This is a genomic window from Mucilaginibacter pedocola, from assembly GCF_002013915.1.
Classification (GTDB): Bacteria; Bacteroidota; Bacteroidia; order Sphingobacteriales; family Sphingobacteriaceae; genus Mucilaginibacter; species Mucilaginibacter pedocola.
This window is the reverse complement of sequence record NZ_MBTF01000012.1, coordinates 532,896-555,129: the sequence shown is the minus strand read 5'-3', so window position 1 is coordinate 555,129 and position 22,234 is coordinate 532,896. Positions and strand designations below refer to the sequence as shown.

General features: G+C 48.2%; 16 protein-coding genes. 8 read left to right on the top strand and 8 right to left on the bottom strand.

Annotated elements, in window-relative coordinates; all coding sequences use genetic code 11:
* Window positions 1-2: 2 nt before the first annotated feature.
* The 6 genes from BC343_RS14675 to BC343_RS14645 form a co-directional block, all read right to left on the bottom strand.
* Window positions 3-3,455 carry a SusC/RagA family TonB-linked outer membrane protein gene (locus BC343_RS14675; RefSeq protein WP_078348536.1) on the bottom strand — a complete coding sequence of 1,151 codons (3,453 nt, stop codon included), beginning with the start codon at window positions 3,453-3,455 and terminating at the stop codon, window positions 3-5.
* Between the two features lie 197 nt (window positions 3,456-3,652).
* Complete coding sequence (locus tag BC343_RS14665; RefSeq protein WP_078348534.1) at window positions 3,653-4,810, bottom strand: FecR family protein; 1,158 nt, start codon at window positions 4,808-4,810, stop codon at window positions 3,653-3,655.
* A gap of 59 nt (window positions 4,811-4,869) precedes the next feature.
* The gene (locus tag BC343_RS14660; protein ID WP_078348533.1) at window positions 4,870-5,451 is read right to left on the bottom strand and encodes an RNA polymerase sigma-70 factor; all 582 of its coding nucleotides are present in this window, start codon (window positions 5,449-5,451) and stop codon (window positions 4,870-4,872) included.
* A gap of 105 nt (window positions 5,452-5,556) precedes the next feature.
* Window positions 5,557-5,712 carry a DUF2256 domain-containing protein gene (locus BC343_RS14655; RefSeq protein WP_143822188.1) on the bottom strand — a complete coding sequence of 52 codons (156 nt, stop codon included), beginning with the start codon at window positions 5,710-5,712 and terminating at the stop codon, window positions 5,557-5,559.
* A gap of 26 nt (window positions 5,713-5,738) precedes the next feature.
* The gene (locus BC343_RS14650) at window positions 5,739-5,978 is read right to left on the bottom strand and encodes a hypothetical protein (RefSeq protein ID WP_078348532.1); all 240 of its coding nucleotides are present in this window, start codon (window positions 5,976-5,978) and stop codon (window positions 5,739-5,741) included.
* A gap of 92 nt (window positions 5,979-6,070) precedes the next feature.
* Window positions 6,071-8,269 carry a sensor histidine kinase gene (locus BC343_RS14645; RefSeq protein WP_143822187.1) on the bottom strand — a complete coding sequence of 733 codons (2,199 nt, stop codon included), beginning with the start codon at window positions 8,267-8,269 and terminating at the stop codon, window positions 6,071-6,073.
* Between the two features lie 402 nt (window positions 8,270-8,671).
* On the opposite strand from BC343_RS14645, the gene BC343_RS14640 reads away from it, so the two are divergent.
* Together BC343_RS14640 and BC343_RS14635 are read left to right on the top strand one after the other, a co-directional pair.
* The gene (locus BC343_RS14640) at window positions 8,672-10,927 is read left to right on the top strand and encodes a tetratricopeptide repeat-containing sensor histidine kinase (protein ID WP_143822186.1); all 2,256 of its coding nucleotides are present in this window, start codon (window positions 8,672-8,674) and stop codon (window positions 10,925-10,927) included.
* 18 nt (window positions 10,928-10,945) lie between these two features.
* The gene (locus tag BC343_RS14635) at window positions 10,946-12,895 is read left to right on the top strand and encodes a sigma 54-interacting transcriptional regulator (protein WP_078348529.1); all 1,950 of its coding nucleotides are present in this window, start codon (window positions 10,946-10,948) and stop codon (window positions 12,893-12,895) included.
* 198 nt (window positions 12,896-13,093) lie between these two features.
* On the opposite strand, the gene BC343_RS14630 is transcribed toward BC343_RS14635, so the two are convergent.
* Window positions 13,094-14,464, bottom strand: coding sequence for an alginate export family protein (locus tag BC343_RS14630; RefSeq protein ID WP_078348528.1), 1,371 nt, complete (start codon window positions 14,462-14,464; stop codon window positions 13,094-13,096).
* Window positions 14,465-14,686: 222 nt separating this feature from the next.
* Here BC343_RS14630 and BC343_RS14625 point away from each other — a divergent pair, with 222 nt between their 5' ends.
* The 6 genes from BC343_RS14625 to BC343_RS14600 all read left to right on the top strand — a co-directional run bounded on the left by BC343_RS14625 (window position 14,687) and on the right by BC343_RS14600 (window position 20,466).
* The gene (locus BC343_RS14625; protein ID WP_078348527.1) at window positions 14,687-15,055 is read left to right on the top strand and encodes a hypothetical protein; all 369 of its coding nucleotides are present in this window, start codon (window positions 14,687-14,689) and stop codon (window positions 15,053-15,055) included.
* 72 nt (window positions 15,056-15,127) lie between these two features.
* Window positions 15,128-15,883: an SDR family oxidoreductase gene (locus BC343_RS14620; RefSeq protein WP_078348526.1), complete on the top strand. Its 756-nt coding sequence runs from the start codon at window positions 15,128-15,130 to the stop codon at window positions 15,881-15,883.
* A gap of 16 nt (window positions 15,884-15,899) precedes the next feature.
* Entirely contained in the window at window positions 15,900-16,682 is a 783-nt protein-coding gene (locus BC343_RS14615) for an alpha/beta hydrolase (protein WP_078348525.1), read from the top strand.
* Between the two features lie 15 nt (window positions 16,683-16,697).
* A complete protein-coding gene (locus BC343_RS14610; RefSeq protein ID WP_202909793.1) occupies window positions 16,698-18,482 on the top strand; it encodes an amidohydrolase in 1,785 nt (594 codons plus the stop codon).
* Window positions 18,483-18,515: 33 nt separating this feature from the next.
* Window positions 18,516-19,526: an MBL fold metallo-hydrolase gene (locus BC343_RS14605; protein ID WP_078348524.1), complete on the top strand. Its 1,011-nt coding sequence runs from the start codon at window positions 18,516-18,518 to the stop codon at window positions 19,524-19,526.
* A gap of 25 nt (window positions 19,527-19,551) precedes the next feature.
* Window positions 19,552-20,466: an alpha/beta fold hydrolase gene (locus BC343_RS14600; RefSeq protein WP_078348523.1), complete on the top strand. Its 915-nt coding sequence runs from the start codon at window positions 19,552-19,554 to the stop codon at window positions 20,464-20,466.
* Window positions 20,467-20,609: 143 nt separating this feature from the next.
* On the opposite strand, the gene BC343_RS14595 is transcribed toward BC343_RS14600, so the two are convergent.
* Window positions 20,610-22,175 carry a sodium:solute symporter gene (locus BC343_RS14595; protein ID WP_078348522.1) on the bottom strand — a complete coding sequence of 522 codons (1,566 nt, stop codon included), beginning with the start codon at window positions 22,173-22,175 and terminating at the stop codon, window positions 20,610-20,612.
* Between the last annotated feature and the right edge of the window lie 59 nt (window positions 22,176-22,234).

The window sequence follows — 22,234 nt, the reverse complement described above, 5'->3', positions numbered from 1 at the left end:
GGTTAAAGTTTCACATTAAGCCCTAAAGAGAATATCCTTGCCGAAGGATAGGAGTTACGGTCTACCCTGATGATGGACGAACTTGTGGAGTTTACATCAGGGTCGTAACCGGCGTATTTGCTAAACGTTTTGAGGTTTTGCCCGCTCACAAAAATGCTTGCCGAACGCAGGAACTTTACGTTTTTAACCGGCAGTCGGTACGATAGCATCACGTTTTTAATACGCACGAAGGAGGCATCGGTAACGGTATAAGAGTTAACCATGCCGCCGCCATACTTGGTAAAATCAATGCTCGATGGCCATGCATTGCTGTTGTTATCGGCCGTCCAGCGGTTTAGTAATGGCTCGGCAAGGCGGTTGCGGTATGGGTCGTTAGGGTAAAGGGCATCAACCACGCCGTAATTAAATAGCGAGAAATTTTGCGCACCATCAATAAATACGCTCAGGTCAAGCGGGCCGTAGCTAAAGGTGTTATTGATACCGAAGGTGTAGTCGGGGAAGGTTTTGCCTAATACCACACGGTCGTTAGCATCAATTTTGCCATCGTTGTTCACATCCTTCCAGCGCGGTGCACCGGGTACGGCCACGCCTTTTTGTGCCGATGCGGCTACTTCTTCGGCAGTTTGGAAGATGCCGGTACTTTGGTAACCGAAGTAGGCGAACAGCGGGTCGCCGGGGCGGGCAATGGCCGATGTAGAATACAGGCTGCTGATTATAGATGGAACCGGCCCTGTGCTTATCACCTCGTTTTTAAGCGTGGCGATGTTGAAGGTGGTGTTCCATTTGAATTTGCCTGTGAGGTTGGCCGATTGCAACAGCAACTCAAAACCGCTGTTGCGCACCTTACCCACGTTGGTGGTAATAGCGCCAAAACCTGTAGAAATAGGGATAGGCAGGCTAATGAGCAGGTCGCGGGTGTTTTTAACAAAGTATTCTGCCGAACCGCTCAACCTTCCGCCGAAGAAACCGAAATCTAAACCTACGTTATATTGCTCCGTAGTTTCCCATTTCAGATCGGGGTTAGGTATGCGGGTAGGGGCTACGGTCGATGTTTGGGTGTTGCCGAAATTCACCAATGCGCCGCTGCCGTAGGTTGCAAAGGCATTACCCACACCAATATCATCGTTACCTATCTGGCCGTAACCGAGGCGCAGTTTCAGGTCGGAGAATACGCCGGTGTTTTTAATGAAATCTTCCTGCACCATGCGCCATGCTGCCGAAAACGACGGGAAGTAACCATAAGGATGGTTTTGCCCGAAGTTAGACGAGCCATCGGCACGGAAGGATGCAGTAAGTAAATACTTTTCGGCATAGTTGTAGTTCACACGGCCGAGGTACGATATCAGCCTGCGTTTGGTGGTTAGGCTATTCAGGTCATCCAGGTTGGTATCACCTAATTGCAAGCTATTGGTTTCGGTAAGGTCCGAAGGAAAGCCCCTGATGCTGCCGTTAAAGCGGCGCAGGTCGAACTGCTGGTAAGTATAACCACCCACAGCGCTGATGCTGCTTTTACCGAATGATTTTTGATAGTTCAGCAAGCCCTCTACCAGCGAGGTATTCAGTTCGCCGGTAAGGATACTGGCGCCGCCGTTAAAGCTTTTGCCGCGTTGGGTAATGGTGCTTTGGTAAACATCGCGCCGGGTAGTGCTACGGTCGGAACCCAGGGTAACTTTTGCCGATAGCCCCGGAGCCAGCGTATACTCGCCGAAGATGTTACCGAAGGTGCGGTTGTTTACGCCTTTAGCTGTTGTACCGCGCAGCAAGGCCAGCGGGTTATCAACCGTTACCGAAACTATTTGGCCACTCTCCGGCCTCACATACGTACCATCGGTATTATACACCTGGAAAACGGGCGGGATAACAATGGCCGAGTTAATAACGTCGGCATCCTGGTTTATCACATCGCTGCCGGTGGGTACCTGCTGGTCGTTTATGGTGGAGGTGTTAAAGTTCAGCCCCAGTTTAAATTTATCGCTGGCTTTGTGCTCTAAATTTACACGGCCCTGGTAACGCTTAAAGTAAGTGTTGCGCAATACGCCATCCTGGTTGTTGTAGTTGAAGGAGGTAAAGAAAGTTGTTTTACCCGAACCGCCCGACATGGACAGGTTATGGTCCTGCGTAAAGGCGCGGCGGTAAATAACATCCTGCCAGTCGGTACCGGCACCAATAGCGCTGATGGCCGAGGCCGAGAAGGGCTGTACCGCATTACGCGATGCAGCCAGTTGGTTCATTACGTTAATATAATCTTGCGTGCCCAGCAGTTTCAGCTTCTTCTGTACGGTGGCCTGCGAGGCAGTAACATTGTACTCCACGTTCAGCCTGCCATCCTTGCCTTTTTTGGTGGTGATAAGCACCACGCCGTTGGCACCACGAGAACCGTAAATGGCCGTTGCCGATGCATCTTTCAGTATCTCTATCGATTCGATGTCAGCAGGGTTCATGGCATTCAGCGGGTTGGCCGGAGGTGGCGCGCCGCCAAAACCAATACCGTTGGCTACTACCGGCGCAGCGTTATTGATAGGGAAGCCATCTATCACATACAAAGGCTCGTTACCGGCATTGATAGAGCCCGAACCCCTGATGCGGATAGAAACGCCGCCACCAGGTGCCGCACTCGATTGGGTTACCTGCACGCCCGGCGCATGCCCCTGTATCAGTTGCGCTACCGAAGTATTGGTACCGCCCTTGTTAAAATCGGCACTCTTGAGCGATACTACCGAACCTGTTAAGTCGCTTTTGCGCTGGGTACCGTAGCCGATAACCACTACGCTGTTCAGGTCCTGAATAATTTCTTTCAGTACAATGGTGACTTCCGCTCTACCATCCAGGCTTATTTCCTGCGTAGAAAAACCGGTGAACGAAACGACCAGCACCGCGTTTTTATCGATACCGTTGAGGCTGAAATCGCCGTTGGCATCCGTCATTACGCCTTTGGTGGTGCCTTTTACCAATATGCTGGCACCGGGCAGTGGCTGGTTGCGGCTGTCGCGGATGTGGCCTTTTACATCGGCAAGCTGGGCTGCATCTTTTGAGCCGCCGTTCGGCGATGCATTGGTTTCGGCATTGACCGTGGTTACAATAATTACCTTATTCTTTATCTCGTAATTGAGGTGGTATTGTTTGCAAATAGCGGGCAGTACCGTTTTCAGGTCCTGGTTAGTAAAGTGCGCTTCTACCGACTGGGTTTGGGCCACCACGCTGCGGTCGTACAGGAAATAATAGCCTGTTTGGCGGCGCATCTCGTTCAGTAGTTCTTTTAAACTGCCGCTTTTTATATTGATGGTTACGTTTTGCGCATAGGTTGATGCGCTTACCTTAAACGTAAGAGCCAACAATATGATGCAGGTTAATTTCATGAGCAGCAGGTATCTAAGAAGCTGTTTTTTAATTTCGGGGAGCGCATAAGCATTCCCCCACTGCAAAGGCAGTGCTTTGCAATGTATAGTTACTTTCATACATTTGATCGTTTAATGGTTGGTTATAATTGGCGGGATGTTTACCATCCCCATTCGCTTTTAGCCCCGGCCAAAACATTATGGCTTGCCGGCTGGTACCCGGCGAGCTTATTTTTTATGGGGCGATGTGTGGGTAGGGGTATCGCTTTATCTCATAGTTTACTTCTTTTTAAATTCGGGTTTATAGTTGAAATTGGTTAATTAGCTTTTTCAATAATGATGGTTTCGCCATCGGCACGGCACTTCAATACGCGGGTGCTGGATAGCCAGTCGAGCACGGTTTGTATATCGCTGCTGCGCGGCAATACGCCCGTGAAGCCCGTTGCAGGGATAGAACCCTTATACACAACTTTGGCATTGTACCAACGCGCTATATCTTTCATGGCCGAAGATATATCCGTGTTATCGAATGAGAACAACCCGTCCTTCCAGGCCATTACGTTCTCAATGTTGGCTTTGCCCACCAGTATGCCTGCATTGCCGCCGGCCATGGTTGCCTGCTGCCCCGGCACTATACGGGCCGACCTACCACCGCGGCTTACCTTAACGGCACCTTCTAACAGGGTAACCTCGTGGCTGCCATTATCGGCATAGGCCGAAACGTTAAAATGCGTGCCCAATACTTCTACTTTAGAGGCTCCTGCATTAACAATAAATGGCAGCCTGCCGGTAGCAGTGGTTTTCTTTGCTACTTCAAAATAAGCCTCGCCGGTCAGTTTCACATTGCGGCTTGTATTATCAAAGCGGGTAGGGAAGGTGATGGACGATGCTGCATTGAGCCAAACCTTAGTGCCATCGGGCAGGGTAAGCTGATAGGTGCCACCGTTGGGTGTTGCTACGGTGTTGTAGGCAAGTGCTGTGGCATTAGCATCGCCACCTGCATACTGTAACTGCCCATCGCCGGTTTTGGTGATGCGGGTATTGCCTTGCAGCGCCACCAATCCATTGCCGGCACTATCCAATACTACTACGCTGCCATCGGCAAGGGTAAGCGAGGCTTTGTTGCCACCAGCATGCAATTTCTTTTGGGCAGATGTTGTTGCAATAGTAGGTGTTTGAGGTTTTCCGGGCTGTTTGTAAAATATAGCGGTAAGGCCAATAAACACAAGTAGTATGGCCGCGGCTGCCCATTTATAGTTAAGCCTGAATACTTTGCGCTGCGGCGGCTCAGCATATGCCATCAAGTTGCTCAGCATACGCTCACGCAGTTCGTCGCGCTCGGTATCGGTCATATCGGGTTCGCCTGCAGTGCTTTCGTAGCTATCCAGCAGTCGTTTTACCAGTTCGTCCTCTTCGGCGGTTGCCTGCCCCGAGGTGTACTTTTCCAGTAAGGCTTTAAATTCGGTCGGTTCCAATTGGTCGGTTTTAGGGATAAGAGTAAAAAAGAGGCCCTATCCCTACCTCCGTTCGAAAATTATTTTTTCAGCAGGTAAAAAAATATTTCAATGGTAACCAGGTCGCGTAGGTTGAGGCGCAATACGCGCAGCGCTTTGGTGAGGTGTTTTTCTACCGCTTTGGTGGATATGTGCAATTGCTCGGCAATTTGCTTGTGCGAAAGGTGTTCTTCGCGGCTTAGCTTATAAACGGTTTTGCATTGCGGCGGCAGTTGCTCTACCACATCTTCAATGCGGTTTTTTAGTTCGCGCAGTTCAAAATCCTGCAGGGCAGGGGTGGTAAGCAAATGGTGGTAAAGTTCGTCGAAGATATCCTCGTGCAGCCGTCTGTCTTTAATGGTGCGGAAGGCCTGGAACCTTACCGATGCATAAAGGTAAGCGTTAAGGGAATGCCCAATGCTCAGCCGCCCGCGCAGGTTCCAAAGCTGCATAAATACTTCCTGTACTACATCTTCGGCAAGTTCTTTCGATTTGAGGAGCGCCCAGGCACTTTTATAAAGTTTATACCAATAGGCCTCATAAATAGCAGCCAGTGCGCCGGTATCGCCGTCGTTCAAACGGCCCACCAGTGACTCATCGTCCTGAAGAAGGGCAGCGCACATAGTTTATTAAATTGGTTGGGGCTAATATAATAAGTTTTATGTGCTTGTCAAGTTGCGGCGTGCTGTGGTTAGCACGCACTTCGTGTATCGGAGGTATAGCTGAGCTTAGTCCGAATCGGGGTTTCCCTTATTACGCCGGCATTTATCCGAACAGTATTTTACCTCGTCCCAATGCCTTTCCCATTTTTTGCGCCAGCTGAATGGCCGCCCGCAAGCCACACAAGTTTTTTGCGGCAAATGTTGTTTTTTAATGCCTTGCACTTGTGTGGTTTGCCGGGTACCTAAATTTAGCTGACAATGGCATCGGCCGCAGGTTTGGTAATATCTTTTGATACACCTGTTTTTCTGCTGATGAAGTTAGCTGCCAGGTCTTTGCCTTTTTCTTTCAGGCTTGTTTTCCAGCCATCTAATACATTAGCGCCGCTATCTGTGAAAAATAGCCAGGCCAAACCGCCTGCTACAGCTACACCCGCTACACTTGCGCCTATAATTACGCTGTTGTCTTTTTTTACAAATGGATTTTTCATACTTATTTAACTCATAAACAAGCCTGATGTTTAATAAAATTGAATTATTAGGGTTGAGTAAGTGTATGTTGCGGACCGGTTAAGCTGTCACTTTATGCTCCCTGCGGCTCTGAATGATCGTTTTTGAATACGATATGGATAGATACGCCTTCGGTGTGCGTAAAGTTGAAAGTGCCGCTAAGTTGTTTGGTTAAGCCCCGCATTAAACTCATCCCCATTGATTTGTTTGCAACCGTACCGCTTATACCCACACCTTCATCTTCAATTACCAATTCATTTTTGCCCTCGGCCTTATTACTAAAAGTAACCCTGATGTTGCCCTGCCCGCCGTTAGGGTAAGCATATTTTATGGCGTTGGTAACGGCTTCGTTTATAATAAGCCCCAGCGGAACCGCCTGTGCTACATGCAGGTATATATTATCGATCTCTTTTATAAAAACTATATGGCTGTCGGCATCGGTAGTGTCTTTCAGGTGCAAAAGCAGTTCTTCGATATACTCGCGCATGTTTATCAGTGCCAGGCCTTCCGATTGATAGAGTTTTTGATGGATCAGCGCAATAGCATGTATACGGTGCTCGCTGTTACGTATGGCCTTTAGGGCGGCGGTATTGCTGATGTATGACGACTGGCGCTGCAGCAGCCCCATTACAATTTGCAGGTTATTTTTTACCCTGTGGTGTACTTCTTTCATCAGCCATTCTTTTTCCTCCAGCAATGCACTTAACGAAAGGTTCTTTTCGTTTATCTCCCGGGTTTTGCCTATGCTAATGCGGTAGCTGTTATAAAGTAAAGCAATGGCCGCTATGAGCAGTACAACACCACCAAATGTGAGGTTGCGGATATGTTCCGACTGTTTAAGCTGGTTCTTTTGCAATTGTGCATTCTTCTTCAGCATCTTAATGTCGGCCTCTTTTTGTGCCGTTTCGTATTTCAACTGCAGTTCGGCTATTTCTTTCGATTTTGATTCATTAAAAAGCGAATCTTTTGCCCGTTGCGAATTGCCGTAATGAATTAATGCCGAGCGGTAATTACCCAGGGCGGAATCTATCTGAAATTGGAGATGCTCGTAATTTTTATACGTGTCTAACGACGTTTTTCGTAATTTGGAAGCATATTGTTGCGCTTTTATTGCCATTCCGTTTTTTATATAAAACGCGCTGATATCATAATAAGCCGAGCCTTCGATCTCGTCATTATTTATGCCGATCACCAGTTCAACCGCCTGCTTATAAAACTTTTCGGCGTTAGTGTAATCATTCAATGCCTCGTAGCAATAGGCTTTATTTTGGGCGCAAAAGCCTTTCCCTTCCCTGGTTGTTGGCGGGTGGTGGGCCTCGTAAGCTATCGTTTCGGCCAGCCCCTCTTTCGCGCGGCCTAATTTGATAAGGCCTTTTATGATAAAGCCGAGCGTACGAAACCGAAAGCGGTCCTGCATTAACATCCTGTCGCGTGCGGCAAGCGTTTTCCGGAAATAAAATATGCTTTGCTCCGTACTCCCTAACGCTTGATATATCAATGCCAACTCTCCATAAGTATTATGGCTTTCAACAGTATCGTGGAATGCCTCAATATCTTTTAATGATAGTAATGCATACTTAAGCGCGGTTTTAAGGTCGCCCTTATATCTGCTTGGCCCGGCCGCGTTAAAATAAGCCCTGGCAAGGTTTTGATGTTTGTTTTTGTAATAGGCAATGATGTTTGCATTTTCCCTAAGGGCCGTTTCGTCGTCACCCATATCAACGGTAGCCAACACTATCGTCATTTTTAAGGGGACATCGTAGGTGCTTATTTTATAAGTTTTTGCCGCATTTAGCCCCTTGCGGGCGAAATTGATGCTAATAGCATTATGGCTCCAGCGGTAAGCTGCACGGGCAAAATAAAGGTAGGTGGCAAGCTGTTTCTCAAAAGCCTTTTGTCCTTGCCTGTAAGCAAGTACTTTGTTTATGGCGGTAACGGCATTTACGGTATCGTTCAAGGCCAAATAGGTGTAGGCACTCACCTTTATACTCTCAAACTTATATTCGTTATTTTTTGCAGTTTCGGCAAGTTGAATGCATTGGCCAAGGGTTTCCAGCGCTTTATGCAGGTTAGTTTTATTCGAATCGATATAAAACTTGTTGTTGTAATACTGGGCAACTTTATTAAGCGCAGCTATCTTTTCGGTATCCACCCGGGCGATTCGTACTTCGCGCAGCAATGCCTTAAAATACGCCGAATCGATACGTTGTGCATTTGCGGGCATAGTAGCCAGCATCACAAAAAAACAAATAAGGTAGCTTAGCTTTCTCAAACCGTCCGCTTTAACATGGTATACTAAGCTAATTATTTTAACCAAAACATCTAAATGGCATTTATGCCGCACCTATCCGGCCAACCCCCGCTAAATATAGTGCCTGAATTGTTCCGGCGGGATATTTAGTGCGTTATAGCGGCTTATTACTACTAAAACCGCTATTAATTTTTTAGGCAACGAAATATCGTTGCCTAAAAACAACGGTATTTCGTTGCATCGTTGCCCCAATGATCTGTAAGCACGGCCAAAGATGGCGCTTGCGGAGTGCTGAAGCTATAACAAAGGCGAAAGGAAGGCCTTTTATCAATTTGGCAATATTATAGATATCAAAATCCCTTATCGCAATTATTGCTGCGCTGCAAACATGGCGGCGGCAATACCCGATCCAATAAACCATATATGATCAATTTAAAAGCCTGGGCTATTTTGATTGTTTTGGCAGCCCCCTGCCTTTGTTTTGGCCAAACCTTGCCCGGCCCTAAAACTATAGATAGTTTGCGGCGCATTTGCGAAGGCGCCCGGGAGGATACCGCGTGCCTTAATGCGCTGGGCCAAATGGGCCGGTATTATTTGCTAAGGCGCTTTAAAGCCGATAGTGCAGATGTTGATACAGCGGGGCTTTATTTTAATAAACAATTGGCCCTTGGGCAAAAGATGGGCGCAGCAGGCAGGATCGGCCGGGCCGAAGCCTGGTGTAATTTGGGCGAAGTTACCTTTGCTCGTAAGAGTTTTGCGGGCGGGAAAGTTTACTTTATGCAAGCGGTTAATTACTACAATACTACGGGTAATAAAATAATGGCCGGCCGGATGCTGCTGAGGTTTGGTAAAACCGCCGCCGAAAATAAATGGGGCCTTTTTCCGGATGCCTTACTGGCCGATGTAACCGAAGCATATAACAAAGCCCTTGCACTTTTTGCCGCAGCCGGCGCGGTGGGCGACCAGGTGGTTGCCTACACCAACTTTGCCATGCTGCATTTTACCTATGGCCAATATGCACAGGCCGAAGAAGACTGCATGGCGGCCATAAAGAAATTCCCGACGGAGGGGCACCCCGAATTTGTAAAGCTGTACTACGTGCTTGCGCACATACAGCGGTACCATGGCAACCTCAACAAGGCCCTTAGGTATAGTTTAGAAAGCTTGCGGTTGATGGAACAGGCTACCCTCATGCCCGATAAACTTTATCTGAAATCGATGTTGTTTGGCGAGATAGCTTTGATATACGATGCTATGGGCCAAACAGAAAATAGTATAGTATGGTACAAAAGAACATTGGCACTACGCGAGGGTATGCACATAAAACTGGAGTTTAAATACCGCACGGCCGGTTTTATAGCGCAGGGCCTGATAAAGCAAAAGAAGGTAAAAGAGGCCATTAGCATTGTACTTGGTGTAGAAAAGCGGCACCCGACCGATAATGATTATAACAAGGCCATTATGAGCCAGATAAAGGCCTATTGCTACGACGCCGTGGGTAACAACGCTAAAGCTGAAGAAATGTACTTGTTGGCCCTGAAACTTTTTGGAAAACAAAAAACCGACGAAATTATATCGTTGGCTAAGTACGATATGGCCAAATTCTATATCAAAAGAAATGACTTTAAAAAAGCTGCCTTTTATTTTGACGAAGGAATAATTGCCGGTATGGCCGTTACACGGTCCCGGGACTGGAATATGATCGCCTACAAGATTGATTCGGCGAGGGGGAATTACCTTACTGCATTGCAGCACCATATTCAATACAAGGCCTTTAACGATTCTATCTTCAATATCGAAAAGAATAAGCAATTGCAGGAGCTACAGGTAAGTTACGAAACCGATCAAAAAGAAAGCGATATACGCTCCTTGAAAAAAGACAGCGCCTTTGAGCACGAAAAAACAATACAGGCAAATAATATGCGTAATTTAACGCTTGCGGCCTGTGCCTTGTTGGTAATATTATTAATGTTGATATTTAATAACTACAAGGCCAAGCAACGCAGCAATGTAGTGCTTAACGCACTGGTGGCCGAAAAAGATGAACTACTGATAGAGAAAGAGTGGTTGATTAAAGAGATACACCACCGGGTAAAAAACAACCTGCAGATAGTAATGGGTTTGCTGCAGCGCCAATCGGCCTATATCGATAACGAAGCTGCCCTGCAGGCCATACAAATAAGCGAGGCCCGCATGCACTCTATTGCCCTTATTCATCAAAAGCTATATCAGTCGGAAAGCCTTGGGCTGATAAGTATGCCCGATTATATTGAAGAGATGGCAAGGTATTTAAAAGAGAGCAGCGATTTGGGCAGCCGCATATTATTTGAAAAACATGTGGATGAGATAAGTTTAGATGTAGGGCAGGCCGTGCCGCTTGGCCTTATACTTAACGAGGCCGTTACCAATGCTATTAAATATGCTTACACGCCTTACGAAAACGGCGTAATTTATATTACACTTGTAGAGAATGAGGCAGGCCATAACCAGTTGATCATAGCTGACGATGGCCCGGGTTTGCCGGAAGGCTTCAAGACAGAGAAGGTAGAAACCTTGGGCATTAACTTAATGCGCGGGCTGGCCAAACAGCTGTGCGGAACATTTGAAATAACCAGCGACCAAGGTTGCACCATTTGTGTAACCTTTAAAACAGAGATATTTAATAAGGGCAAAGCGTAACCGGTAATTGTTAAAGTAATGGGTAGTAAAAAGATACTTATTGTAGAAGATGAATTTATTATTGCCGATGTTTTAAGCAATATACTCGAAACGGCCGGTTATGAAGTTTGCGGCATTGCAGATAGTGTTGCCGAGGCCCTGGGCATGATAACCAGGTTTAAACCCGATTTTGTACTGCTGGATATTTACCTTAAAGGCAGGCAAACGGGCATAGACCTGGCAAAGCGCCTTGGCCAAATGAATATCCCGTTCATCTACATATCGGCAAACAGCAACCAAAAGGTGCTTGATGATGCCAAGCTAACCAACCCTTATGGCTTTGTGGTGAAACCGTTTAGGGAAAAGGATGTGCTTGTTGCGCTTGATATTGCCATATACAGGCACCAAAACCAGTTAGAGCAGGGCGTACGACAGAATGCCCTGCTGCAAAAGAAAGCCGCAGAGATATTAGCTTCGGCACAGGGCTGGGAGCAAAAATTGCTGCAAATGGGCAAAACCCTGCAGCCATACATACCATTCGAGTTTTTAACGGTAGGGCAGCAGCAAACGGCAGAACAGGCCTTTTACGAGATATGCTTTTTGCGTGTTGGTTTCGACGAATACCAACTGATACGCCCAACAGAACTGATGGTGATAACCAACAGGAAGCAAAACGAACTGGCAGCGTTAAAAATTGCGGAGAACGAAAGCGTGATGGCCACCTGGTACGACGAGCAGGAGTTTAATGAGTTGGTGAAAAGGAGCCCGCTAAAAAAACTGCTGGCCGATACGTACGGATTGCGCTCGCACCTGCAATTACCTGTACCGGCGGCCGATGGCAAAATATGCCATTTTAATTTCTACAGCCGCCGCCCTGATGTTTACCAACCCGAGCATTTAGCACAATGCGGGAATTTACTGCCGCCATTGGCTGCCTTTACTGAAGCTATGCTGCGCCAGGCTGATAGCCCCTTGCAAGGCGCAGGCAATAATTATGCTGTTGTAAGGGAAGTTTCGGCGAGGGAGGCCTCAAACCCCTTTAACGGGATCATTGGCAACAGTAATTTATTACTCACGGTTTTTGACCATGTGATGCAGGTGGCCCCGGCCGATTGCTCGGTGCTGATATTGGGAGAAAGTGGTACCGGTAAAGAGAGGATAGGCGAGCGCATACACGCACTATCGCCCCGGCGCGATAAGCCATACATACGTATCAATTGCGCAGCATTGCCCACTACACTGATAGATTCAGAATTATTCGGGCACGAGAAAGGAGCTTTTACGGGTGCACACGAACGTAAAATTGGTAAGTTCGAACAGGCTCACGGGGGCACCATATTTTTAGATGAGATAGGCGAGTTGCCGCTCGAGTCGCAATCGAAATTACTACGGGTTTTGCAGGAAAAAGAGATAGAGCGCATTGGCGGGCGCAGTACCATTAAAACCGATGTGCGCATAATTGCCGCTACCAACCGTAATTTGGATAAGGAAGTGGCCGAAGGGCGTTTTCGGCTCGATCTTTTTTACCGTATTAATGTATTCCCCATACACATGCCCCCGCTGCGCGACAGGATAGAAGATATACCCGCGCTTGCCGACCACTTCCTGAAGATATATGCGCGGAAATCGGGGAAGGACATCATCGGCATAACGCCTGCTGTGCTGGAGAGCATGATGCATTACCACTGGCCCGGCAACATTCGCGAACTGGAGAATATGATAGAGCGCAATGTATTGCTCACCCGTGATAATTTGATAAGCAACATGGCGCTGCCCACACAGTTAGAGCAGCCTGTAGTGGCTATGCCGGCTACGGTAAGCGCTATAACCATGCGCGACGGAGAGCGAGCGCATATACTGGCCGCCTTGAAAAAATGCAACGGCAAAATATGGGGCGAGGGTGGCGCCGCCAGTTTATTGAACCTGCCACCCACCACGCTAAACTCTAAAATGAAAAAATTGGGTATACGCAAAGACTACGGTGTGTAGCGCGATGTACTTGTTGAACCACCCCATCGGGGTGAAAGGTCGGTAGCGATACAATCAACAACATAAGGCCGCGCCGTCAGGTGCGAAACTAACAAAGTTGCATACCTGACGGCATGCCAAAGAGTTTTCCTTTTTTTATCTACCAACCTGTTGCACCGCTGGCGCAAGATGTGCTTGTCCTAAATAGCGTCAAACCTCTTAAAACCTAAGCGTAGCTGTAGTCCCTGCCATAAAAATATTTTTGCCCGGGCCAGCCTGTTTTAAATAATCTGCTGCCATAAACCAGGTGAACTCCTGCCTGAAGGATAGGTATTTATTGGGCGTGTAATTCAGTTCAGTGCCCAATTGCCCGCCTATCTTTTTGGCATTGCCATCTTTGGCGGGGTAAAGTATCCTTCCGTTTACCGCATATAGTCCGTCGTTACGGTTCATGCGCCAAAACAGGTCATAATCTGTACTCAGTAATAATTTCTTGCTGAGGCTTAGTTCTAAATAAGGGTGTATATCCAGTAAGTTGTAAGGTCCTATCAATGCGGCTAAACCAAAATATGCTCCTTTAGGAAACAGCGGATTAAAAGTGTTGAGGCGGCCGTCGCCGGGGTGCTTGTCGCCACTGATGGCTTCGGTCTTTATGCCCAGTTTGGGTTGAAGCGCAGCCTGCCTAAATATGTAAGAAACGTTCGCAGATGCCGTCCATGCCCTGATGACAGAACCCGCTAAATCGCCGAATTGGTAAAGCCCCTCAATATCATACTGAAACGGCGCTGTGGTTTTCCAAACCCTTGCCCCAACAGAATGCCGGGTTTCTAACCCTTTACCATCATCAAATACGGCTGTTTTTTTTCGGAATCCTAAATAATATAGGTCTATGTTTTGCAGTAGAGGGATATTATTGATCACCGCATAAGTACCCCATAGCTTGGTGCCGCTGTTTACTCCATCATCAAATATCCCGGGCCTCGCAGGTACGTAATAAGAATAGAAGGCATCGAGCTTGAGCCGTTTGTTACCATACATCAGTTTGGCAGCATCGAAGGCCTGACGGTTATTTGGCGCCTCGCGGACGGCGATGAGGCGTTGCGAACCGTAAGAAAGTTCCTGCCGGCCAAACCTGAAAGTAAGCTGCGTGCCGGGTTTGGTGGAGAAAGCATAGTCCATAAAAGCCTGGTGTAATTCCAGCGGGTTTTGGTCAACCGGCGATGGCGTTTCGGCCTGGCCGTCGGCCAGGCTGCTTTGTAGCTGCACAAACGTGCGGAAGTGGCTGCCCAGGTGCAGGTCGGCATGCGCTAAAAAACGGTTGAGTATAAAGCCGTCCTTGTCAGCAGGTGCCTCGCCCCAATCCTGGTTACGGAAACGGAAGTATTGGTAACGCACTTCGCCGCCAATGCTGATGTAATTGGCCTTGTTGTGGGATAGTGGTGTAAACTTCAATTGGTGGTACCAGTCGGCCGCAGTATCGTGCCCAAGGTTGGCGTAGTTCTCATCGTACCTAAGCGGTTTAAAAGATGGGCTTTGTGCAAGGCTGCTGCCGCAAGCCATTATAGCGATAAGGGTAAGGATATGTTTCACAGAGTTGAATTTTCAACCGCACATTCAATAGCCATGCCCGCCCCGATATTGCCTTGTTTTTGACGTGTTTACGGCATTTCGCCAAAAAAAGGCTTCGTAATTTCGGGGTACCAGAAAGTTGTATCACGAAATAACGTTGTATGTCACGTTATAAAAGCCTTTTCTGCCAATGGTTCTGCCTTTGGAACGGCGCTTGCCAATGCCTGCCCAAACTTTATCGGCATGGAACAATATCAAACTAAAAAAGTTAACAGCTGCCTTACCCGGCGGGTGATAGGGCTGCACCAGGCAGGCTACACCGAAGATTTTTATGTAGCAACCAACGGCAACATACGATGCCTGCAAAACGGCGAATGCTTTAACCTTGATGCTCTGCAGATATGCCTGGTTGATTGCGACTACGACCTGCTCACCAACACCTATAAATACATCCACACCATTGATACCGAAACCGGTTGCAGGGGCCTGCTTGTCATCAATGGCATATTGCCGCTCAGCGCTTCGGCAACGGTAAACAGCAACTTCATTTCGTTGCCGGTTATACTTCCTTCAACGAAATACAGCGAGCGAAAAATAGCCTTATCTATTTAATGTATTGATAGTTAGTTGTTTGTGATATGTGGCTTGCCGCTTGCCAATAGCATTTGCAAATAACCTTACAACATGGCACGATTAACACAACTCACAACTCTTATTACCGGCGGTAATAGCGGCATTGGCTACGCAACGGCTAAAAAATTTAAAGAAGAAGGCGCAGTGGTCATCATAACCGGCCGCAATGCCCATGCGGTAGCACAGGCAGCCGAAGAACTTGATGCCGTAGGGCTGATATCCGACCAAGCGGACCTCAGTTCGCTCGACGGCCTGGTAGCGGCCTTGAATGTAGCAGAATCCAAGCTGGATGCCATTTTCCTGAATGCGGGTATAGCCACCTTTGCGCCCTTTGAGCAAATGACAGAGGCGCATTACGACGAAATAATGAATGTGAACGTAAAAGGCGTGCTGTTCACCTTGCAAAAGCTGCTGCCGTTGCTCAACAACGGCGGCTCTATCATTTTCAATACGTCGGTAAATGCTACGCTGGGTATGCCCAACTCGGGCGTTTACGCCGCCAGTAAAGCCGCGCTTATTGCACTAAGCCGTGTTTTGGCTACCGAGCTTGCCCCAAGGCAGATAAGGGTAAACTGCATATCACCGGGGCCTGTAGAAACGCCTGTTTACGAAAAGCTGGGTATGGATAGCGAGCAGATAGCCGGTTTCAGCAAACTGTTGAGCGAGAAAATATTACTGAAACGCTTTGCCCAGGCCGAAGAGATAGCCCAACTGGCGGTTTTCCTGGCGGGGAAAGAATCATCATTTATTACCGGGACCGAGATAGTAGTAGACGGCGGCATCACCGTAAATGCAGTACTCAATTAAAACAAAAACCTAAACCATGGAAACTTCAAAACCCAAAACCATTGTTTTTATTACAGGAGCCTTTGTAAGCAGCGATTGCTGGAACCCATGGCGCGCCTATTTTGAAGAGCACGGCTACACCACGCTGGCGCCCGCCTGGCCTTATAAAGATGCACCCGCCTGCACGCTGCGCCAAAGGCACCCCGATGCCGATGTAGCAGGCATACGCCTCGAAAAATTAACGGCCCACTTTTCGGCCATAGTGGCGGGGCTGCCCGATAAGCCTATTTTGATAGGGCATTCCATGGGCGGGCTTATCACGCAATTGCTGGTGCAGAAAGGGCAGGCGCTGATGGGGGTAGCTATCCACTCCCTGCAGCCAAAGGGGATATTCACCTTTAAATTCTCTTTCTACAAGGCGGGTTGGAAGGCACTGGGCTTTTTTACCGACGCTAAGAAAACCTACCTGATGTCGTTCCCCGAATGGCAATATGCTTTTACCAATGGTATGCCTTACGAAGAACAAAAGGAGGCATACTACAAACTGCTGATACCCGAATCGAAACTTGTGGTGCGCGATGCCACAACCGATGCCGCCAAGATAGATTTTACGCAACCGCACGCGCCATTACTTTTTATCGCTGGTAGTACCGACCGCTTTATCCCCGCCTCGCTCAATTACAGCAATTACAAAAAATACAGCCACGAAGGCTCGGTAACTACCTACCGCGAGTTTGCAGGCCGTAACCACTTTGTGCTTGGCCAGCCCGGCTGGGAAGAAATTGCGGGCTACATATCGGCTTGGCTTTCTAAACATTAAACCCTACCAAACCCTATGAAAACCTTTGAAATGATATTTAAGCGGCTGCTATTTTTGCTCTGCCTTGCGAGCGTCTACGTGGCATCTGCCCAGCAAAAGGCCGACCTTATTATTTACAATGCCAAAATTGCCACTATGGTCAATGCCGGCGAGTTTAAGCAGGCCATTGCCATGCAGAACGGATTGATACTGGCCACGGGCGACTCTAAAAGCATCCTGAAAACCTACAAAAGCGCTGCTACTAAACTTGTTGATGCAGGTGGCAAAACCGTTATCCCCGGGCTGAACGATAGCCACATGCACGCCATCCGCGAGGGGCTTAACTTTAATATGGAGTTACGCTGGGACGGCGTTAAAACCCTGAAACGCGCCATGGAGATGCTGAAAGAGCAAGCCGCGCGCACACCGCCCGGTGCCTGGGTAAAAGTTGTAGGCGGCTGGAATGAGTTTCAGTTCGAGGAAAAGCGGCAACCTACTATTGATGAAATAAACGCCGCCGTGCCCGATAAGCCTGTGTTTATCACCTACCTGTATGGCAAAGCCTTTGTGAACCAAAAGGGCATTGAGGTGCTGGGGTACGATAAAAATACCAATTACCCCGGCAGCCTGATAGAGTTGGATAAGGATGGCAAACCCACCGGGCTTTTGTACGCCAAAGAAACGCCCATGGCCATTTACCGCACGCTGGCACTTACAGGCAAGCTAACGCCGGAGGAGCGCATTAACAGTTCGGAACATTTTTACCGCGAGATAAACAGCTTTGGCATTACCAGCGTGGTTGATGCGGCGGGTGGCTCTCAAAATTATGATGCCGATTACCAGGCTTCGTTGGCGCTGGCCAAGTCCGGGAAGCTGACCGTGCGCACTGCCTATTACCTTTTTGCCCAACAGAAGGGGAAAGAGCTGACCGATTACGAGAAATGGGTAACACAAACGCATCCCAATAAAAACGACCACCTGCTGATGGCTAACGGTTATGCCATGGAAGGAGCGGGAGAGAACCTGATAGCCACCGGTGCCGATTTTGAGAACTTTTTGGAGCCACGCATTGTGCTGCCATCCGAAATGGAAACCGATCTGGAACCCATCATCAGGCTGCTGGTGAAAAACCGCTGGCCCTTTCGCCTGCATGCTACCTACGGCGAATCGATAGACAGGATGCTGAACGTTTTTGAAAAGGTGAATAAAGACACGCCTTTTAACGGTCTGCGCTGGTTTTTCGACCATGCCGAAACCATTACCGATGCCGAACTGGCTCGGGTAAAGGCTTTGGGAGGGGGCGTGGCAGTGCAGTTCAGGATGTATTACCAGGGCGAACTTTATACCAAAATGTACGGGCAACCCAAAACGCAGCTGCCGCCTATTAAAAAGATGCTGGCCATGGGTATACCTGTGGGTATGGGTACCGATGCGCCGCGTATATCTACCTACAACCCATGGATGGCCTTGCATTGGCTGCTAACCGGCCAAACCATTGGCGGGCTACAGTTTTGGCCTAAAGAAGAGGTGCTGGATAAGTTTACTGCTCTGCAACTATATACCTCAGGTAGTGCCTGGTGCTCGGGCGAGCAGGATGTGAAAGGGAAGCTGGTAAAAGGCATGTATGCGGATATGGCCATCCTGTCCGACGATTATTTTACCGCTGTGCCCGACGATGTGAAAAAGATAACATCTGTAATGACTATTGTAAACGGCAAGGTGGTGTATGCCGCCGGACCTTACGCCGCGCAATGTCCGCCAATTGATGAGCCAATACCGGCATGGTCGCCGGTGAAGTGTTATGGCGGATACCAGAAATAAAAACATCAACCCCTATATCTAACCTTTAACCAAATGAAAAACTATTATTTAAAACTGGCTGGTATTTGCCTGTTGCTGCAAAGTTTTTGCACGGTGGCCTTGGCCCAAATGCCAATGCCCCCGCAGGTGCCCATTTGGGACGCCAACAAGGTAACCTTAGGCCTCAAAAAAGTAAGCGAAGATGTTTATGCCATTATCCCCACTACGGCAGATGCGGAAACCACCAAAGGCATTCCGCAGGCTACCACGGGCGGCTTCATTGTAGGCGATAAAGGCGTGCTACTCATCGAAGTAATGATGGCCAAACAGCTTTACGACCAGGAGGTAAAACTCATTCGCTCGGTAACCGATAAGCCCATTATTTATGCCGTAAACACCAGCGACCACGGCGACCATTGCTTTAGCAATTACCTGCTGCCGCCATCGACTGTAATTATCCAGAACCAATTCGCAAAGGAAAACCTCGCCAAAAATTACGAGGGGATAAAGCAGTTTATGGTAATGCTGTTCGGCGCGGGCCGGGGTATCGAGCCTTCGGTATACCGCCCTGCCGATATTACTATCCCCAAAAATGGCAGCCTGCAGATAGATATGGGCGGCGGTAAGGTGGTGGAATTAATGAACATTTCGCCCGCACAATCCATGGCGGACCTTTTTGTATGGATGCCTAAGCAAAAGGTGTTTTGGGCGGGCAACCCCTTTATTGCCGAAAGCCCCGCTATTCCCTGGCTGTTCGATGGCGTTTTTTTGGAGCCTGTAGCCAACCTCAGGAAGGTGTACGATTTTCTGCCCGATGATTCCATCGTTATCCCCGGGCACGGGCGTATCACCAACAAGGCGGGCATCAAATATACAATTGACTATGTTGATGAGCTGAAGAAGGAAGTACAGGCGGCTGTGGATAAAGGGCTAACGCTGGAGCAAGCCAAGTCTGCGGTAACTATGAAGAACTTCGATAAAGGCTATGTGCTATTCAACTGGCTGCATTATGGTTTTAACCTGCCCAATGCCTACAAGGATATCAGCGCCGCTAAAAAGAACTAATTATTAACACTTTAAAAGATAAAACATGAAAACAAAACAACTATTTATTGCCCTGCTACTCACGCTGTATGCAGGTAGCCTTTTTGCAGCAACGCCGGCCAATCCGCCCGCCAATTTTAAACACCAATATGCTACGGTACATGGCGTAAAACTACATTACGTAATAGGTGGCAAGGGCGAACCATTGCTGTTGGTGCACGGCTTCGGCCAAAATTGGTACATGTGGAATCGCCTGCTGCCCGAACTGTCAAAACATTTTACCGTAATAGCGCCCGACATGCGCGGCGTGGGAGAATCGCAAAAAACGCCCGCAGGTTACGATAAAAAGAATATGGCCGTTGATATGCACGAACTGATGAGGAAACTGGGTTATCAAAAGGTAAACATAGCCGGGCACGATATTGGCCTGATGGTGGCTTATGCCTACGCGGCGCAGTTCCCGGGCGAAGTGAAGAAACTGGCGCTGATGGATGCCTTATTGCCGGGGATAGAACCTGTTTGGAGCCAGGTAAAAGCACAGGCATGGTGGTTCGGCTTTTTTGCGCAGCCCCACGCCGGCGAACTGGTATCGGGCAAAGTGAACCTTTTCTTTACCGATTTTTGGCCGGTAGTAGGCTTTAAAAAAGATGCCTTTTCGGCTGCGGAGCGTAACGAATTTATCCGTGCATATTCGGTGCCGGGCGCTACCACAGGTGCTTTCCACTGGTTCGGTTATTTTGAGCAGGATGCTAAAGATAACCTGGAGTTTGCCAAACACAAACTTCCTATGCCGGTACTGGCTATGGGTTCCGACCATTTTGCAGGTGCCTTCCTGGCAGCCCACACCAAATTGGTTGCCAACGATGTTTCAGAATCTATCATCAAAGATTCGGGGCACTGGGTGGTGCAGGAAAATACGCCGCAGGTACAAAAAGACCTGTTGGCCTTCTTTTTAAAATAACCAATGGCCACGGTTTTTATTTGTACACACTTGCTCATGGCGGGGTGTATGGCCATTATAGCTTCGGCGTGGACGAGGCGGAGAAAAACTTAATACTGATCTGAAAAAACGGTTTCTGCAGAAATGCGGAAGCCGTTTATTTATTAAACCGAACGTGCCGATTTTGCCCGCAGTTTGGCGATTAGCGAACCGGTAAGCAATATGGTAAGGGTGCCAATTACAATGATCATGTTTTTATGGAAAGGGCTTCGCAGAAAGCAGAAACGGTCGGGGATGAAGGATGGGAGAGTCATCCAAAGTATTACAAGGGTGCCTATCAATGTGGCTGTTATGGCATCGGCATTGCGGCTGGTTTTAGAGATAAGCCCTAACAGGAACAACCCCAGCATACCACCTGCAAATATGCCCGATAGTTCCCACCAAATATCCAGCACGCTTTTAGCGCCTATCATGGCCAGCCCTGTACACATCCCCAGCAAACCGAAAGCAACGGTGGCTATGTAAAGTACTTTCATGTCTTTCTTCCCGGTGGTGTTTGGTTGTATGTAGCGTTTAAAGATATCTTCGGTAAATACCGTTGCCGATGAGTTCATGCTTGAGCTTATGGAACTCATGGCTGCTGATAGTATCGCCGAAATGATCAATCCCAACAGTCCCGCCGGTATTTTGCGCACCATAAAATCGGGCATTACTTTATCGCCGTATTCGTTGGGTTTTAACGAGGTGGCAATATCAGCAACCGATCCCGCCACATGCCCGGCATTATGTTTTTCTGCCGCTGCCAGTTGGCGTATATCATTCAACATGCCGGGGTGCAAATTGTAGTAGGCATAAAGCGATGTGCCTATGAAAAAGAACAGGAGCGAGGCGGGTACGTAAATATAAACACAAAGCCAAACTGAGCGGCGTGCCTGTTTTTCGGATGGGGCGGCATGGTAGCGCTGCACGTAGTTTTGGTCCATGCCGAAGTTGTTGAGGTTGATGAAAAAGCCATAGAACAGCACTACCCAAAAACTCGACTCGGTAAAGTTGAGGCTGAGGGTGCCCAGGCTGAATTTATGGTCGGTAGTACCTACACTAATAACATCCCGAAAGCCGCCGGGCAGGTCGCGCACAATAAGGTACAGGATAAGCCCCGCGCCGAAGGTTTTGATAACGCCTTGTACCACCTCCGTCCATATCACAGCCTCAATGCCACCCATTACCGTGTAAATAATAATGCAGATACCCATCAAGATCATGATTGTTGACATAGGAACCTGCGTTAACGCCTGCAAACTAATGGCTATGCCGAAGAATACCGAACCCATGCGCGCCAGTTGGGTAAGCAGAAAGCAAACAACGGCATAAGTGCGTGCCCAGGTACCAAAACGTTGCTCGAGGTTGGTATAGGCGGAAACTGCCCCCTGGCTGCGGTAAAAGGGCACAAAGTATTTGGAGGCTATCCATGCGGCTAACGGCATGGAGAGGCTGAACACATAAGCGTTCCAGTTACTGCCGAAGGCTTTGCCTGGTACGCCCAAAAAGGTGTTGCTGCTTAAAAACGTAGCATAAAGCGATAGGCCCAGCGCCCATCCCGGTATTTTGCCCGAAGCTTTGGTGAACTGGCTGGCGGTTTTATTTTTTCGGGAAAAGTAAAAACCAACACCTATCATCCCAACGAGGTAAATAAAAATAATTACAATATCGGGTAAGTGCAGGTTGCTCACGTTTAATTATCAGGGTTATAATGGTTGGTTCGTAACTTCAAACATATTTTAAATAAGGC

Excerpts from the sequence above, each read along its gene's own strand:
- BC343_RS14675 (WP_078348536.1), bottom strand. The coding sequence starts at position 3,455 with ATGAAAGTAACTATACATTGCAAAGCACTGCCTTTGCAGTGGGGGAAT.
- BC343_RS14660 (WP_078348533.1), bottom strand. The coding sequence starts at position 5,451 with ATGTGCGCTGCCCTTCTTCAGGACGATGAGTCACTGGTGGGCCGTTTG.
- BC343_RS14650 (WP_078348532.1), bottom strand. The coding sequence starts at position 5,978 with ATGAAAAATCCATTTGTAAAAAAAGACAACAGCGTAATTATAGGCGCA.
- BC343_RS14640 (WP_143822186.1), top strand. The coding sequence starts at position 8,672 with ATGATCAATTTAAAAGCCTGGGCTATTTTGATTGTTTTGGCAGCCCCC.
- BC343_RS14635 (WP_078348529.1), top strand. The coding sequence starts at position 10,946 with ATGGGTAGTAAAAAGATACTTATTGTAGAAGATGAATTTATTATTGCC.
- BC343_RS14625 (WP_078348527.1), top strand. The coding sequence starts at position 14,687 with ATGGAACAATATCAAACTAAAAAAGTTAACAGCTGCCTTACCCGGCGG.
- BC343_RS14620 (WP_078348526.1), top strand. The coding sequence starts at position 15,128 with ATGGCACGATTAACACAACTCACAACTCTTATTACCGGCGGTAATAGC.
- BC343_RS14615 (WP_078348525.1), top strand. The coding sequence starts at position 15,900 with ATGGAAACTTCAAAACCCAAAACCATTGTTTTTATTACAGGAGCCTTT.
- BC343_RS14610 (WP_202909793.1), top strand. The coding sequence starts at position 16,698 with ATGAAAACCTTTGAAATGATATTTAAGCGGCTGCTATTTTTGCTCTGC.
- BC343_RS14605 (WP_078348524.1), top strand. The coding sequence starts at position 18,516 with ATGAAAAACTATTATTTAAAACTGGCTGGTATTTGCCTGTTGCTGCAA.
- BC343_RS14600 (WP_078348523.1), top strand. The coding sequence starts at position 19,552 with ATGAAAACAAAACAACTATTTATTGCCCTGCTACTCACGCTGTATGCA.